At 71.0% G+C, this 16,033-nt stretch carries 12 protein-coding genes; 2 read left to right on the top strand and 10 right to left on the bottom strand.

The genetic code is table 11. From position 1 onward, the window contains the following. From tilS to E4F61_RS02840, 4 genes are all read right to left on the bottom strand, one after another. Positions 1-1,176 (bottom strand): tRNA lysidine(34) synthetase TilS (gene tilS / locus E4F61_RS02855; protein ID WP_133478150.1); only part of this gene is annotated, 1,176 nt, incomplete at its 3' end. Between the two features lie 108 nt (positions 1,177-1,284). Then, on the bottom strand, positions 1,285-2,244 hold the full coding sequence (locus E4F61_RS02850) for an acetyl-CoA carboxylase carboxyltransferase subunit alpha (RefSeq protein ID WP_133478148.1): 960 nt from the start codon (positions 2,242-2,244) through the stop codon (positions 1,285-1,287). 83 nt (positions 2,245-2,327) lie between these two features. After that, a complete protein-coding gene (dnaE, locus tag E4F61_RS02845; RefSeq protein ID WP_133478146.1) occupies positions 2,328-5,855 on the bottom strand; it encodes a DNA polymerase III subunit alpha in 3,528 nt (1,175 codons plus the stop codon). Between the two features lie 94 nt (positions 5,856-5,949). Beyond that, positions 5,950-6,585 (bottom strand): hypothetical protein, encoded by a 636-nt coding sequence (locus E4F61_RS02840; RefSeq protein WP_133478144.1) that lies wholly within the window; start codon positions 6,583-6,585, stop codon positions 5,950-5,952. 141 nt (positions 6,586-6,726) lie between these two features. On the opposite strand from E4F61_RS02840, the gene E4F61_RS02835 reads away from it, so the two are divergent. Together E4F61_RS02835 and E4F61_RS02830 are read left to right on the top strand one after the other, a co-directional pair. After that, positions 6,727-8,853: a tetratricopeptide repeat protein gene (locus tag E4F61_RS02835; RefSeq protein ID WP_133478142.1), complete on the top strand. Its 2,127-nt coding sequence runs from the start codon at positions 6,727-6,729 to the stop codon at positions 8,851-8,853. Beyond that, positions 8,850-9,269, top strand: coding sequence for a hypothetical protein (locus E4F61_RS02830; RefSeq protein ID WP_133478140.1), 420 nt, complete (start codon positions 8,850-8,852; stop codon positions 9,267-9,269). The genes E4F61_RS02835 and E4F61_RS02830 overlap by 4 nt, the downstream gene beginning before the upstream one ends. On the opposite strand, the gene E4F61_RS02825 is transcribed toward E4F61_RS02830, so the two are convergent. From E4F61_RS02825 to bamA, 6 genes are all read right to left on the bottom strand, one after another. Continuing rightward, on the bottom strand, positions 9,234-9,884 hold the full coding sequence (locus E4F61_RS02825; protein WP_133478138.1) for a ribonuclease HII: 651 nt from the start codon (positions 9,882-9,884) through the stop codon (positions 9,234-9,236). The genes E4F61_RS02830 and E4F61_RS02825 overlap by 36 nt on opposite strands. Next, positions 9,877-11,085: a lipid-A-disaccharide synthase gene (lpxB, locus tag E4F61_RS02820; protein WP_133478136.1), complete on the bottom strand. Its 1,209-nt coding sequence runs from the start codon at positions 11,083-11,085 to the stop codon at positions 9,877-9,879. Before lpxB ends, E4F61_RS02825 begins: the two co-directional genes overlap by 8 nt. Positions 11,086-11,143: 58 nt before the next feature. Next, the gene (gene lpxA, locus E4F61_RS02815; RefSeq protein WP_133478134.1) at positions 11,144-11,929 is read right to left on the bottom strand and encodes an acyl-ACP--UDP-N-acetylglucosamine O-acyltransferase; all 786 of its coding nucleotides are present in this window, start codon (positions 11,927-11,929) and stop codon (positions 11,144-11,146) included. A gap of 2 nt (positions 11,930-11,931) precedes the next feature. After that, positions 11,932-12,399, bottom strand: a complete 468-nt coding sequence (gene fabZ, locus E4F61_RS02810) for a 3-hydroxyacyl-ACP dehydratase FabZ (protein ID WP_133478132.1) — start codon at positions 12,397-12,399, stop codon at positions 11,932-11,934. Between the two features lie 66 nt (positions 12,400-12,465). Next, positions 12,466-13,485 (bottom strand): UDP-3-O-(3-hydroxymyristoyl)glucosamine N-acyltransferase, encoded by a 1,020-nt coding sequence (gene lpxD / locus E4F61_RS02805; RefSeq protein ID WP_133478130.1) that lies wholly within the window; start codon positions 13,483-13,485, stop codon positions 12,466-12,468. Between the two features lie 7 nt (positions 13,486-13,492). Next, on the bottom strand, positions 13,493-15,961 hold the full coding sequence (gene bamA / locus E4F61_RS02800; RefSeq protein WP_133478128.1) for an outer membrane protein assembly factor BamA: 2,469 nt from the start codon (positions 15,959-15,961) through the stop codon (positions 13,493-13,495). Positions 15,962-16,033 lie beyond the last annotated feature (72 nt).

Here is a 16,033-nt window from a genome sequence, read left to right as displayed (position 1 = left end):
CTCGCGCAGCCAGGGCGGCACGCCCGCGGACTGCAACGCATGCTTCAGGGAATGCGTGCGCTCGCGGCCCGGCAGGCGGATCCGCTCCCCGCCGGCACGCGCGCGCACTCGCGTGCCCGGCGGCAGCGCGACGGCGGGTGAGACCTCGAGCCGGCCGCCGTCCGGCAGCGCGAGCGGCGTGAGCCCGTTCCACGCGAGGTCGAGCGACGCCCCGAGCGGACGCAGTACGCGTCCGCCGTGCAGCCGGCCCCGCCAGGCCCGGATCGTGGCGCCGTGCCAGTCGAAGCGCGCGCCGGCGTCGTCGCGCAGTCCAGCCAGCATCGCCTCCACCGCACGGACGCCCTGCGCCGGCAGCGGCGCCAACCCGAGGCCCGCCACCCACAGGCGCAGCACGCGCGCGCGACGCGCGGGCGTGGCCTCCCGCAGCGTCGCGGCGTCGAGGTCGCCTTCGACCGTGCGCGCGGCGCGAAGCAGCGCGTCGTCGTCGTGAGCCAGCAGGTCCGCCGCATCGGCGCAGAGCTGCGCGCTGCGGGCCAGCGCGGCGTCGGCATGCGGCCAGCGCTCGCGCAGCAGCGGAAGCACGCGGGCGCGCAGGAAGTTTCGATCGAAGCGCGTGTCGACGTTCGAGGGGTCCTCGACCCACTCGAGGCGGTGTGCGCCGGCGTAGTGCGCGAGCCGCGCGCGGGGCGTCGCGAGCAGCGGCCGCCACAGCCAGCCGTGCCCGAACGCGCGCCAGTCGCGCATCGCACGCAGGCCGTCGGGGCCGGACGCGCGGAGCGCGCGCATCAGGAAGGTTTCGGCCTGGTCGTCGCGATGGTGCGCGAGCGCGAGGATGTCGCCGCGGTCAAGCGCCGACGCCAGCGCGGCATGGCGCGCGCGCCGGGCGGCGGCTTCGGGCCCGTCGCCGGCCGGCTCGACGCATACGCGGATCGACCGCAACGGCACGTCGAGAGATGCACAGAGCCGCTCGCACCGGGCCTGCCAATCGTCGGCATCCGCATGCAGCCCGTGGTGCACATGGACGGCCCGCAGGCCGCGATCGCGCGCGGCGGGAAGCGAGGCCAGCGCATGCAGCAGCACCGACGAGTCGAGCCCGCCGCTGAGCCCGACGACGAACGCCCCCGGCGTCGACGCGAGCAGCGAGAGATCGAGTTCGAGTTCGACGGGCGACGCCATGCGCGCATGCTAAGTCAGCGCGGGCGCGGTGATCCGCGTCGCGCTACCGCGGGGCCGAAAGCTGCGTGATCGACGCGGTGAGCAGGCGCCCGGCCCGCGGGCCGGGCCTCAGGCCGCTTCGTACGCGCCGTAGCCGCGCAGGCGTTCGTAACGGCGCTGCACCAGCTGGTCGGCCGGCAGCGCTTCGAGCGCGTCGAGCTCGTTGAGCAGCACGGTGCGCAGGCGCCTGGCCATCCGCCGCGGGCTGCGATGCGCGCCGCCGGTGGGCTCGCGCACGACCTTGTCGACCAGGCCGAGCGAATGCAGGCGGCGCGCGGTGAGTCCGAGCTGCTCGGCCGCATCCTTGGCCTTGTCCGCCGACTTCCACAGGATCGACGCGCAGCCTTCCGGCGAAATCACCGAGTAGGTGCTGTATTCGAGCATGAGCGTGCGGTCGCCCACACCAATCGCGAGCGCGCCGCCGGAACCGCCTTCGCCGATCACCGTGCAGACGATCGGCGTCTTCAGCTCCGCCATTTCCATCAGGTTGCGCGCGATCGCTTCCGACTGGCCGCGTTCCTCGGCGCCGACGCCCGGATATGCGCCCGGCGTGTCGATGAAGGTGAGCAGCGGCAGGCCGAAGCGCTCGGCCATCTTCATCAGGCGCAGCGCCTTGCGATAGCCCTCGGGGCGCGGCATGCCGAAGTTGCGGCGCACCTTGGACTTGGTGTCGCGGCCCTTCTGGTGGCCGATGATCATCACGCTGCGGCCGGCGATGCGGCCGATGCCGCCGACGATGGCCGCGTCGTCCGAATACGCGCGGTCGCCGTGCAGTTCGTGGAACTCGTCGCACATCGTTTCGATGTAGTCGAGCGTGTACGGACGCTGCGGATGGCGCGCCAGCTGCGACACCTGCCAGGGCGAGAGGTCGCGGAAGATCTGCGCGGTCCGCCTGCGCGCCTTGTCCTGCAGGGCCCGGATTTCGGGGGCGGCGTCGAGGGAATTTCCGTCGCTCGCCTGGCGCAGTTCGGCGATCTTCGCTTCAAGATCGGCGATGGGCTGCTCGAAATCGAGGTAGTTCGGGTTCATGCGCGACCGGCAGGGTGAAAGGCGGGCAGTGTAGCCGGTGACGGCCGGAATCCGCCCGTCGCCGGCGTATGGTGCCGCCGCGGTCAGTGCGCCCAGGGCTTGGACAGGGCCGGCTTGACGGCCAGCACGCCCGGTGTCGCGCGCAGGGTCTCCAGCAGTTCCTGGTCGACGCGTACGGCGTTCGGGCCGTCCAGCTCGACCATGCCGGCGGCGCCGTCCAGCAACAGGTGCAGGCGCAGCGGCGTGGACCCCGGCCGCCGGGCCGCGAGTAGGGCCTCGACGCGCTGCAGGGTGCCGGGCTGACGGAGGTCGAGCCGGATCGAGAGCTTCTGCGCATGCCTACCGCAGACCTGCGCGAAGTCCCAGCAACGCTGCGCCTTGAGCGCGAAGCCGCCGGAGAACGCGTCCTCGCGGAGACCGCCCTGGATGACCAGCAACCGGTCGCGGCCGATCAGCGACGCGTGCTCCGCATAGGTCTCGGCGAAGAAGGCGCATTCGAGCCGGCCGCGGCCGTCCTCGATCTGCACGAAGACCTGGGAGTCGCCCTTCTTGCGGAAGCCGACGACGAGGCCGGCGACCGTCGTCTCGAGTTCCTGGCGCCAGCCGCCGCGGCCGCCGGTATCCGGGCGCGAGGCCCAGATGCGATCGAGGTCGCCGAGGTCGAAGCCGACCAGTCCGTGCACGTCCTCGCGGTACGGATCGAACGGATGGCCGCTGAGGTAGTGCCCGAGCGTGTCGCGCTCGGCCTCGAGCAGGCGCGCCAGCGGCCATTCGTCGCTGTGCGGCAGGTCGAGGTGCAGCGCGGGAGCGGCGGTGTCGACGCCGCCGAACAGCGAGGCCTGGCCCGCCGCGAGTTCCTTCGATAGCTGGTCGGTCGCGCGTAAGACCTCCGGAACCTGCAGCATCAGGCTCGCGCGGTTCCGGCCGAGCGCATCGAGCGCGCCGGCCTGCGCGAGCGCTTCAAGCGAGCGGCGATTGAGCCGGTTGCCATCGACGCGCTGGCAGAGATCGAGCAGGTCCTTGAACGGGCCGGCGCGACGCGCTTCGACGATCGCCTCGCAGACGCCGCGCCCCACGCCTTTCACCGCGCCGAGGCCGTAGCGGATGGTCGACGGCGTGCGCGCCTCGAACATGTACGAGGACTCGTTGACGTCGGGACGCATCACCTCGAGGCCCATGACGCGCGCCTCGTCGAGGAAGCCCGTCACCTTGTCGGTGTTGTCCATGTCCGAGGACAGCACCGCGGCCATGAACTCGGCCGGGTAGTGCGCCTTGAGCCACGCCGTCTGGTACGAGACCAGCGCATACGCGGCCGCGTGCGACTTGTTGAAGCCGTAGCCCGCGAACTTCTCGAGCAGGTCGAAGATCGGGCCGGACACCTTCGGCTCGATGCCGTGGTGCTCCTTCGCACCGGCCTCGAACTTGACGCGCTCCTTTGCCATCTCCTCGGGCTTCTTCTTGCCCATCGCGCGGCGCAGCAGGTCCGCGCCGCCCAGCGAATAGCCGGCCAGGATCTGCGCGGTCTGCATGACCTGCTCCTGGTAGACCACGACGCCGTAGGTCGGCGCGAGCACCGGCTCCAGCAGCGGATGCGGATACACCACTTCCTGGCGGCCGTGCTTGCGCTCGATGAAGTCCGGGATCAGGTCCATGGGGCCCGGGCGGTACAGCGAGACCAGCGCGATGAGGTCGTCGAAGCGGTCGGGCTGCGCGCGCTTGAGCAGCTCGCGCATGCCGCGCGATTCGAACTGGAACACCGCGACGGTATCGCCGCGCGCGAACACCTCGTAGGCCTTCGGATCGTCGAGCGGCAGCGCGATGATCTCGAGCGGCTCCTCGCCCGTCGATGCGCGGCGCGCATTGATCGCCTTGACCGCCCAGTCGATGATCGTGAGCGTGCGCAGGCCGAGGAAGTCGAACTTCACCAGGCCGACGGCTTCCACGTCGTCCTTGTCGAACTGCGTGACCGGATTCCTGCCTCGGCCACCCTCGTCGTGTTCGGCGAACAGTGGGCAGAAGTCGCTCAGCGGCGACGGCGCGATGACCACGCCGCCCGCGTGCTTGCCGGCGTTGCGCGTGAGGTCTTCAAGCTGCAGCGCGAGGTCGACGAGGTCGCGAACGTCGTCCTCGGCGTTGTAGCGGGTGATGAAGTCGCCGATCGCGCGCTCGGGATCCTTCTTCGCGCGATCGCTGCGGCCCAGCACGTCCTCCAGCGAGAGCGGGTCGGCCGGTATCAGCGGGATCAGCTTGGAGATCGAATCGACGAAGCCGTAGCCGTGGCCCAGCACGCGGCCGCAGTCGCGCACCACCGCCTTCGCCGACATGGTGCCGTAGGTGATGATCTGCGACACGCGGTCGCGGCCGTACTTGCGCGCGACGTAGTCGATGACCTCGTCGCGGCGGTCCATGCAGAAGTCGATGTCGAAGTCGGGCATCGACACGCGTTCGGGATTGAGGAAGCGCTCGAACAGCAGGTCGTAGGGCAGGGGATCGAGGTCGGTGATGCCCAGCGCCCAGGCGACCAGCGAACCGGCACCCGAACCGCGGCCGGGTCCGACCGGAATGCCCTGCTGCTTACCCCAGTTGATGAAGTCCGCGACGATCAGGAAGTAGCCGGGGAAGCCCATCTTGATGATGACGTCGAGCTCGCGCTCCAGGCGCTGCGCGTAGTCGTCCTGCGTGCGCCCGCCCGACGGCGGCGCCTTCTCCAGCCGCTTCGCGAGCCCCTCGCGCGCGGTGCCGCGCAGCCAGGATTCGATCGTGTGATCGCTCGGCACCGGAAACGCCGGCAGCGCGTACTCGCCGAGCTTCATCTCGACGTTGCAGCGCAGCGCGAGCGAATGCGCGTTGTCGATCGCGTCCGGCACGTCGCAGAACAGCTCGTCCATGTCGTCGCAGGCCTTCAGGAACTGCTGCGGCGCGTACTCGCGCGGCCGCTTGGGATCGTCCAGCACGCGGCCGGTGGAAATGCAGACGCGGGCCTCGTGCGCCTCGAAGCCGTCCTCGTCGAGGAAGCGGACATCATTGGTGGCGACGACCGGGATGTCGCGCAGCGAGGCGGCGTGCAGCGCGAACGAGTTGAACGGCTCCTCGCCCTTGCGGCCGCTGCGCACGAGCTCGAGGTGCAGGCGGTCGTCGAAGACCTCCTTCCAGTCGACGAGCCAGGCCTCGGCGAGGTCGTGCCGCGCGCCGGCGGCGAGCTGGCCGGCCAGGCTGTCGCGCCCGGCGAGTGCGAACAGGCCGCCGTTGTCCTCGCGCAGCCAATCGGGGCGGAGCGCCACGCCGTCGTTGCGATGGCCTTCCATCCACATGCGCGTGAGCAGGCGCGACAGGGTCAGGTAGCCCTGCCGGTCGCGGCAGAGCAGCGTCATCCGCGAGGGCGTCTCGTTGCCGTCGGCCAGCGCGACGTCGGCGCCGAGGATGGGCTTGATCCCGGCGCCTTCGCAGGCCTTGTAGAACTTGACGGCTGCGAACAGGTTGTTGATGTCGGTGATCGCCACGGCCGGCTGGCCGAGCTGCACGCACCGCTTGACGAGCTCGCCGATGCGGATCGTGGAATCCGCAAGCGAATACTCGGTGTGCAGGTGGAGGTGGACGAATCGGGAGGACATGCGACGGCCGGTAGAGCGCGCGCCAGCGTATCAGCCGGCCGTCTCGCCACGCGCGTTGACGGCGCGGTCGGCTGAACGTCGTCCTCCCGGTCGTTCAGTGGATGGCGAACCGCGGCGCGGGCTCCGCGAGGTACGAGCTCTCGCGGCTGGTGCGCTCGTGGGCGAGCAGTCGAGCCTCGTCCTCGCGGGCGCGCTGCCACGCCTCGCGATCGAAGCGCGCGCGCTCGCCGCGCTCGCAGGCCAGCCGGCGCAGCCGGTGGAAGTCGGCGTAGGCGATCGTCTCGGACTGCAGGCGCGGCCACGCGGTCTCGACGAGCAACGCATCGTCGAGGTGGCCGACGCGCGGCAGGCCGCCCGGCAGCAGGTGCTCGCCGCGGCGAATCTGCTCGATCAGCGAACCGACGAGCACGACGACGTCGGCCGGCGCCTGCCAGGTGCGGTCGGCCGCCATCGCCTGCGCGGCCTTCACCCGGAACAAGCGAATCCGGATGCAGTCTGCCGTGGACCCGCGCGCGTCCGAGGACGACAGTTCGCGGGCCGCGGTCGCCAGGCGATCCGCGTCGAGCACGGGCGCGGTGTCGGCGTACTGCCGGAGCACGTGGTTGAACCGGTCCACCGCGACCGGATCGATGCGTACGCCGTCGACAAGATGGCGACGGTGCCGGCGTGGATCAGCCCCCTGGTACAGGCATCGGGGCAGAGGAAGTTCGGCGGTCAGCATGGCGTTCATGGCGTTACCTTTCGTGGCGAAGGTGCCGGCGAATCCGGCCCGTGACCATCGTCCCCGCAGCGCATGCCGGGGTCATGAGGCCCCTTCGATGTTTGTCGACGGCTATGCCGCGGATCGCGATGGAATCGCGAGGAAACCGTGATGGTCGCTGCCGCGCCCGACGCGCCGGCCCCGCCGGCGGTCTACCGTTTCAGCGACGTCTGCGTGGACACGCAGGCGCACGAGGTGCTTCGTGACGGCCGCCAACTGCCGCTGGAGCCCAAGGCCTACGCCGTCCTGCTGATGCTGCTGCAGCACCCCGGCGAGCTGGTGTCGCGCGACGATCTGCTCGACGCGGTCTGGGGCCATCGGCACGTGACGCCCGGCGTGCTGACGCGGTCGGTGGCGCAGCTGCGCCACGCGCTCGGCGACGATCCCCATGCGCCGCGCTACATCCGCACCCGCCACGCGCTGGGCTACGAGTTCGTGGGGGAACTGAAGGCCGAGGCGCCGGTCGTCGAGGCGCCGCCGCCGGCCCCGTCTCCGGCGGTCGAGCCCGCGCCCGCGCCGACTTCCACGCCGAACGCTCCAACGTCGAGCCCGGTGCCGACGACACCGCGCTGGCGTCGACTGGCGATCGGTGCGGCGGCGGTGGTGGCTCTGCTGCTCGCCGGCCTGCTCGCGCTGCGCGAGCGCGCGCGGGCGCCGCCCGCGCCCCCGGGCGATGCGTCGATCGTCGTGCTGCCCTTCGCGAGCGGCGACGCCGCCGGCGACGACTACTTCGCCCGGGGCGTCTCCCGCGAGCTGCACGACGCGATCGCGACGGTGCCGGGCGTCAAGATCGCGCCCGTGCCGCGACGCGTGCTCGGCGGTCGCGACCCGGCGCGGATCGGCCACCGCCTTGGCGTCGCCACGGTGCTCGATGGCCAGCTGCGCCGCGTCGGGGGGCGCGTGGAGCTGTCGGCCTGGCTGGTCGACGTCGCGTCCGGGGCGACGCGCTGGTCCGGTCGCTTCGAGCGCGAAGCGACGGGCATCTTCGATCTGGAAGCCAACGTCGCCGGGGAGGTCGTGGAAGCGCTCACCGGCCACGCCCCCGGGGACAGTCTCGCGCGGCGCCTGACGCCTACCCGCAGCCTCGTCGCGTACGACGCTTACCTGCGCGGGCTGCAGAGCCTTGACCGCAGCGAGGGCGAGGCACGCTATCGCGACGCCGTGGCCGCCTTCAGCGCCGCGCTGCGCGCCGATCCGAAGTTCTCGCGCGCGCAGGCCGGGCTCTGCCGCGCCGAGATCACCCGCTTCGAGGACGACATGGATGCCGCCGCCTACGGCCGCGCCGAGAACGCCTGCCGCGCGGCCGCCGCCATGGCCCCGGGCCTGCGCGAGGTCGACCTTGCGATGGGCGAGCTCTACCGCGCCAAGGGCCGCCCAGCCGACGCGATTCCGCCGCTCGAACGCGCCGCCGGCGATCCCGCGCTGCGACCCGCCGCGTATGCCGCGTTGGCGCGCGTGTATGCCGGACTCAGCCGCCCGGATCTGGCGCGCGCCTATTTCGACCGCGCACTGCGGCTGCAGCCGAACGATCCGGGCCTGCATCGCGAACGCGGTTTCGCCGCCTACCTCGCAGGCGATACCGACGGCGCCATCGCGGCGTTTCGCACCGCCACCGGGCTCGCACCCGGCGACGAGCGCCTGTGGAGCGGTCTCGGCGGCCTCTACCTCGCGGCCGGCCGACGTGCCGACGCGCGCCTCGCATTCGAGCGATCGCTTGCGCTGCGGCCGAACTACGCCGCGCTCAGCAATTTCGGCTCGCTGCGCTACGAGGACCGCGACTACGCCGGCGCGGTCAACCTCTACCGTCGCGCGCTGGCGATCGACGCACGCGACTTCCGGCTGTGGGGCAACCTCGGCGATGCGCTCGCTGCACTGCGCGGGCCGTCGGCCGACGTGGCGGCCGCGTACGCCGACGCGGAGCGCCGCGCGACGCGCTACACGTCGATCCGCGCCGACGACGCGCAGGCCTGGGCATTGCTCGGCTGGTACCGCGCGAACCTCGGCCGTGGCGACGCCGCTCGCGACGCGCTCGCGCGCGCCGAAGCACTCGGCAGCGAACCGGCGGAAGTCGCCTTCCTCGGCGCACAGGCCTACGCGCTGCTCGGCGACGGCAGCGCCGCCCGTGCGCGGCTCGACCGCGCGCGCGCCGGCGGCATTCCCACGCAGCGGATGCTCGCGTCGCCGGTGCTGCGGCCGCTGCTCTCAACGCTCATGTCCACACCGGAGGCAACGTCATGACCCGCCCACTCGTTCTCGCCGTTCCGATCGGCCTGCTGCTGGCCGCCTGTTCGCGCCCGCCCGGCGCGGGTGGCGCCGCGGCCGCCGTCCGCTGCGATGCCGCGGGCGCCGCGAATGCGGTGTTCATCGAGATCGCCTACGCGCCCGATGGCATGCCCGTCGCGACCCCCGACACGTGCAGCGTGGCCCGCGGCACCGACGTCGAATGGCGCGGGCCGGACGGCACGCCGCAGGCCTTCGAGATCCGCTTCAAGCGCGGCAATGCGATGCCCGCCAGTCCGGAAGGGCGTGTGCATTCGGCGGCGGCCGGTGCGCGGCAGGTGGCACGCGGTCGCGCGGACGCCGCACCGGGGCGCTACGACTATGCGATCAGGTCGGGCTCAAAGGAGCGCGACCCGGCGATCATCATCCGCTGACGCGAGCCGCTCGCGCACCGGCGCGAACGAGCGTCGATGCTCGGGGCAGGGGCCGTGCTCGGCGAGCGCAGCGAGATGCTGCGGCGTCGAATAGCCCTTGTGCTGGTCGAAGCCGTACTGCGGAAAGCGCGCGTGCAGTTCGACCATCAGCGCGTCGCGATGGGTCTTGGCGAGGATCGACGCCGCCATGATCGAGCGGCAGCGCGCGTCGCCGCCGATCCACGCCTCGCCGCGGCAGGGCAGGCCCTTGGGCACGACGTTGCCGTCGATCCGCGCGACGTCGACCGCGTCGCGCACGGCCTCGACGCATTCGCGCATGCCCAGCATCGTGGCGTGGAAAATGTTGAGCCGGTCGATCGTGCCGACGTCGATCACCGCGACATGCCAGGCCAGCGCGCGCTCGCGGATGCGCACGGCGAGCACGTCGCGGCGCTCCGCGCAGAGCTGCTTCGAATCGTTGAGCCCGTTGATCGGCGTGCGACCGGGCGCGAACACCACCGCCGCCACGACCACCGGACCGGCCAGCGGCCCGCGCCCGGCTTCGTCGACGCCGGCGACGCGCGGCTGCGGCGCGTCGGCGATGTCGAGTTCGAGTTCGGGCGCGAGGTCAGCCATGCCGCGAGGATACGACCTCGACGATCGCGTCCGCGGCCTGCGAGGACGCATCGCGACGCAGTTCCCGATGCAGGTTCATGAACCGGGGCTCGAGCGCCGCCACGGCGTCGGGCGAGCGGAGCCAGGTCAGCACCGCGTCGGCCAGGCGGTCGGGCGTGCAGTCCTGCTGCATGAGCTCCGGCACCACGTCGTCGCCGGCCAGTATGTTCGGCAATGCGTAGCGGTCGACCTTCAGCATGCCCAGACCCTTCACCAGCCGGTAGGTCGACGCCGCCACCTTGTAGGCCACCACCATCGGGCGCTTGGCGAGCATCGCCTCGAGCGTGGCCGTGCCCGACGCGAGCAGGATCACGTCGCTCGCGACCATCAGCGTGCGCGCGTTGCCGTCGATGACGGTCAGTGCATCGCCGAGCGCGGCGCGCGCGGGCGACTGCGCGAGGACGCGCTCGAACGTGGACCGGGCGCGGCGGTCGGCCATCGGCGCGACGATGCGAAGCGCGGGCAGCGGTGCCCGCACGCGCGCCGCGGCCGCGATGAAGTCCGCGCCGAGGCGCTCGATCTCGCCGGTGCGCGAACCCGGCAGCAGGGCCAGCACGGGCGCGTCCAGCGGCAGCTCGAGCGCGGTGCGCGCGGCCTCGCGATCCGGCTGCAGCGCCATCGCATCGGCGAGCGGGTGGCCGACGAAGCGCGCGTCGACGCCGTGTTTCGCATAGATCGCCGGCTCCATGGGGAACAGGCAGAGCACGCGGTCGGCCGAGCGTCCGATCTTCGCCGCGCGCCCTTCGCGCCATGCCCATACCGACGGGCTGACGTAATGCACGGTCGCGATACCGCGCGCCTTGAGCCAGCGCTCAACGCCGAGGTTGAAGTCCGGTGCGTCGATTCCGATGAACACGTCCGGGCGCCACGCCAGCACGCGCTCGCGCAGCGCGCGTCGCAGCCGCAGCAGGCGCGGCAGGTGCTTGAGCACTTCGGCGAGGCCCATGACCGCGAGTTCGCCGGCGTCGTGCCAGGCACCGAAGCCGGCCTCGCGCATGCGATCGCCGCCGACGCCGGCGAACTCGGCATCGGGCCAGCGCGCGCGCAGGGCCTCGATCAGGCCCGCGCCCAGCAGGTCGCCCGAGGCTTCGCCCGCCACGATGGCAACGCGTCGCGGCGCCGTCTCCGGGTGGAGTGTCGAGCACGCGGCGGTGGTGCTCATGCGTGCTGCATCCCAGGCATGGCGGGGCGGCGGTCGAATCGCATGCGCGGCGCGCGGGTCAGCGCAGGAGAGGGCGGTCGCCGCCGTTGACGAAGTCCAGCAGCAGGCGCACGTCGTCGCTGTCGCCGGCGATCTCCGCCAGCTTCGCGCGCGCCTCGTCCAGCGAGCCGCCGGCGACGTAGAGCGCCCGGTAGGCGCGCTTGATCGCCGCGATCCTCGCGGGGTCGAAGCCCCGTCGCTTCAGGCCTTCGGCGTTGATGCCGCGGGGGCGTCCGTAGTCTTCCTGCGCGACCATCACGAACGGCGGCACGTCGCCATTGACGAACGCGCCCATGCCGACGAACGCGTGCGCGCCGATGCGGCAGAACTGGTGCACGCCCACGAAGCCGCTGAGGATCGCGTGGTCGCCCACGCTCACGTGGCCGGCGAGGGTGGCGTTGTTGGAGAACACGCAGTGGTTGCCGACGTTGCAGTCGTGCGCGACGTGCACGTAGGCGAGAAGCCAGTTGCCGTTGCCGATGCGCGTCACGCCGCCGCCGTTTCCCGTGCCGCGATTGAGCGTCACGAACTCGCGGAACGTGTTGTCGTCGCCGATCAGCAACTCGCTGCGTTCGCCCGCGAACTTCTTGTCCTGCGGCTCGCCGCCGACGGCGCAGTGGCCGAGGAAACGGTTGCGGCGGCCGATGCGCGTGGGACCCATGACGCTGCAATGCGGCCCGAACTCGGTGCCGTCGCCGACCTCGACACCATCGCCGATGTAGCAGAACGGGCCGACCACCACGTCCTCGCCGAGCCTTGCGCCCGGCTCGACGATCGCGCCCGGATGGATCCGCGCGGCCGCCATGCTCAGCCCTGGGCCTCGGCGCAGAGGATCTCGGCGCAGGCGACCTGCTCGCCATCGACGCGCGCGATCGCCGCGTACATCGCCATGTTGCGGATCACGCGCTTGAGTTCGACGTCCAGCTCGAGGCGATCCCCCGGCACCACCTGGCGGGTGAACTTCGCGTTGTCGACCTTCACCAGGTAGAACAGCTTCTCGCCTTCGCGCTCGTCGCCCTCGGACTTCGCCGTCAGCGTGGTGAGCAGGCCGCCGGCCTGGGCGAGCGCTTCGATGATCAGCACGCCCGGCATCACCGGATTGCCGGGGAAATGGCCGGTGAAGAACGGCTCGTTGCAGGTGACGTTCTTGAAGGCGACGATGCGCTTGCGGGGCTCGAACTCGACGACGCGATCCACCAGCAGGAACGGATAGCGATGCGGCAGCATCTTCTCGATGGCGCGGACGTCGACGGGGAGCTGCACGGTCTGGTTCATTCGGGTCCTGCGGGCGGGCCGGGAAGGCCGCGGAGGAAGCGGGGACTGATACGGGGAGGCGCGGGTTCAGTCCCGGCGGCCGCGGAAAAGCCGATCGAGCTGGCGGAAGCGGGCGGCATTGCGGCGCCACGCCCGGTTGTCCATCAGCGGCGTGCCCGAGGAATACTCGCCCGGCTCACGCAGGGAATGTGTCACCAGGCTCATCGCGGTGATCACCACCCGGTCGCAGATCTCGATGTGGCCAACGACGCCCGCGCCGCCGCCGATGAGGCAGTAGCGCCCGATGCGCGCGCTGCCGGCGATCGCGGCACACCCGGCGACCGCGGTATGCGCACCGATGCGCACGTTGTGGCCAACCTGGATCTGGTTGTCGAGGCGGACGTCCTCCTCGAGCACGGTGTCGTCGATCGCGCCGCGGTCGATGGTCGTGTTCGCGCCGATCTCGCAGTCGTCGCCGACCACCACGCCGCCCAGCTGCGGCACCTTGAGCCATGCGCCGCGATCCATGGCGATGCCGAATCCGTCGGCGCCGAGCACGGCGCCGGGATGCACCAGCACGCGCGCGCCGAGGCGTACGCGGGTCACGAGCGTGACGCGTGCGACCAGGCGTGATCCCGCGCCGACGACGCAGTCCTCGCCGATCACGCAGCCCGCGCCGACCACCGCGCCGGCGTGCACCTGCGAGCGCGCACCCACACTCGCGTGCGGGCCGATGCTCGCGCTGGCGTCGAGGACGGCGGACGGATGGATCCACGCCGTCGGGTGGACGCCGGGATCCGCATCCGTCGCAGGCTCGAACAGCGCCGCGATGCGCGCGTACGCCGCGTAGGGATCGCGTGCGACGAGCGCCGCGCCCGGTGCTGCATCGGCATCGCCCTCGGCGAGCACGACGAGGCCCGCGCGCGTCTGCGCGAGCTGGCCGCGATACTTCGAATTCGAGAGGACGCTCAGGCGATCCGGGGCCCCGTCCGCGAGCGTCGCCACGCCGCGCACCACGGTCGCGGCATCGCCGCGCAGCTTCAGGCCGAACCGGCCGGCGAGCTCGCCGGCCGTGAACTCCGGTCGATGCTCGCCGGAACCGCTCATACGGCGATCAGAACACGCCGCCGAAGGTGAACTGCAGGCGCTCGAGCTGGTCGTCGTCCTGCTTGCGGATCGGGAACGCGTAGCTGATCGAGATCGGACCCATCGGCGAGCGCCACAGCACCGAGACGCCCGTCGACGCACGCAGCTCGCCGGCGTCGAAGTCGCCGCGACCCGCGAACACGTTGCCCACGTCCAGGAATGCGGAGATTCGCGCGCCCGGGCTGTTGATCAGCGTGGGGAAGAACATCTCGACCGAGCCGACCGTCTTCACCGCGCCGCCGATCGGCTGCAGGTAGGACGAGCCGGTCGCCGACGCGCGCGGGCCCAGCGTGTTGTCGGAGAAACCGCGCACCGAGCGCACGCCGCCGGCGTAGAAGTTCTCGAAGAACGGCAGGCCGCTGGCGGTGATCGTGCGGCGGTAGTCCGGCGAGTTGGTCAGGCACGGCTCGGTCGGCGCCGGGCCGGGCACGTAGACCGGCGGCGTCGTCGCGTTGTTGTCGGTGTCCTGGAACGAGCCCGCGGTGAAGCAGACGTTGCGGGTGAATTCCTTGCCGTAGCTGTCGCCGTAGCCGATCTCGGCGCGGGTGTTGAGCACGAGGTGTCGGTTGAGGCGCCAGAACTTCGAGATCTCGTAGTTGAGCTTGTAGTACTCGACCGTCGAGCCCGGCAGCGCCACTTCCGCGCTGAAGCGCTGCAGCATGCCGGTGTTCGGCGTCAGGAAGTTGTCCAGCGTGTTGCGGGACCAGCCGAGCTGGCCGCGCACGGTGTGGAACGTGCGGTTGCCCACCGCGTCGATGTAGTCGACCAGCGGGTCGGGCGCGCTGCCGCGGTACGCGAAGATCTCGTTCGAGTCGACGCCGAACATCGCGGTGATCGTGTCGGTCTCGGTGATCGGCACGCCCAGCACGACCTGCGCCGCGCCGCTCGTCGAGTTGTACTGCGCGGTGTTGTAGTTCGAGTTGTCGAACTCGCGCCACCACAGGTTGTAGCCCAGCGAAACGCCGCTGTCGGTGAAGTACGGATTGACGAACGAGAAGTCGTAGCGCTTGAGGAACGAGTTGCGGTTCGCCTGCACCGACACGCGGTTGCCCGTGCCGAGGAAGTTGTTCTGCGAGACCTGGATCTGCGTGGTCAGGCCGCTGAGCTGCGAGTAGCCGAGGCCGAACACGAAGCTGCCCGACGTCGTCTCCTTGACGTTGACCACGACGTCCACCTGGTCCGGCGTGCCCGGCACGGGCTGGGTGTCGACGTCGACGCTCTCGAAGAAGCCCAGGCCCTGCAGGCGGATCTTCGAGCGGTCCAGGGCGGCCTGCGAGTACCAGCTGCCTTCGAACTGGCGCATCTCGCGGCGCAGCACCTCGTCGGACGTGCGCGTGTTGCCCTTGAAGACGATGCGGCGCACGTTGACGCGCGGGCCCGGCACGACCTGCAGGTTGATGCCGACCGTCTTGTTCTCGCGGTCGATCTCCGGCGTGGTGTTCACATGCGCGAACGCGTAGCCGATGTTGCCGAGCGTCGCGGCGATCGCGTCGGAGGTGATCTCGAGCAGGCGCCGCGAGAACACTTGGCCGGAACGGACCAGCACGCGCTTCTCGATCTCGTCCTTCGGCAGCACCGTGTCGCCGGTGACCTCGACCTTCGAGACCTTGTACTGGTCACCCTCGGTCAGGCCCGCGGTGATGAACATGTCCTGGCGGTTCGGGCTGATCTCGACCTGCGTGCTGTCGACGTTGAAATCGATGTAGCCGCGATCGAGGTAGTACGAGTTGAGCTTCTCGAGGTCGCCGGAGAGCTTCTCGCGCGAGTACTGGTCGTCGCGCTTGTAGAAGCTCTTCCAGTTGCTCTCGCGCGATTCCCAAGAATCGCGCAGGTCTTCCTCGGCGAACTTCTCGTTGCCGACGAGGTTGATGTGGCGGATGCGCGCAGCGGCGCCTTCCTTGATCGCGATGGTGACGTCGACGCGGTTGCGATCCAGGCGCGAGACCGTCGGCGTGATCTCGACGTTGTACTTGCCGCGGTTGTTGTACTGGCGCGTCAGCTCCTGGGTCACGCGGTCGAGCGCGAGGCGGTCGAACGTGCCGCCTTCGGACAGGCCGATCTCGTTGAGGCCCTTGGTCAGGTCCTCGGTCTTGATGTCCTTGTTGCCGGTCAGCGTCAGCTTGTTGATCGCCGGGCGTTCGGTGACCTGCACCACGAGGATGTCGCCCTGCTTCTGGACGCGCACGTCCTCGAAGAAGCCCGTCTTGTAGAGCGCGCGGATGGCGTCGGCGACCTTCGACGAATCGACGGTGTCGCCACGCTCGATCGGCAGGTACGTGAACACCGTACCCGCGGCGATGCGCTGCAGGCCGTCGACACGGATGTCGGTGACGGTGAAGGGCTGGAAGGCTTCGGCCAGGGCGGCGGTCACCGGGGCCGCCGCGAGCGCGGACGCGAGGGCGAGGGCGAGCAGGCGGCGGGGCAGGGGTCGCGTCATCATCAGGTCCGGTTGGATCCAATCCGTCGGGGGAGTGCCGCAGGCGATCGGCGGTGCGTCTGGGACGGCCGG

The organism is Cognatilysobacter segetis, assembly GCF_004359965.1.
In the GTDB taxonomy this organism is placed as follows: Bacteria; Pseudomonadota; Gammaproteobacteria; order Xanthomonadales; family Xanthomonadaceae; genus Cognatilysobacter; species Cognatilysobacter segetis.
The sequence above is the reverse complement of the archived record's forward strand: the minus strand, read 5'-3'. Positions and strand labels throughout refer to the sequence as shown.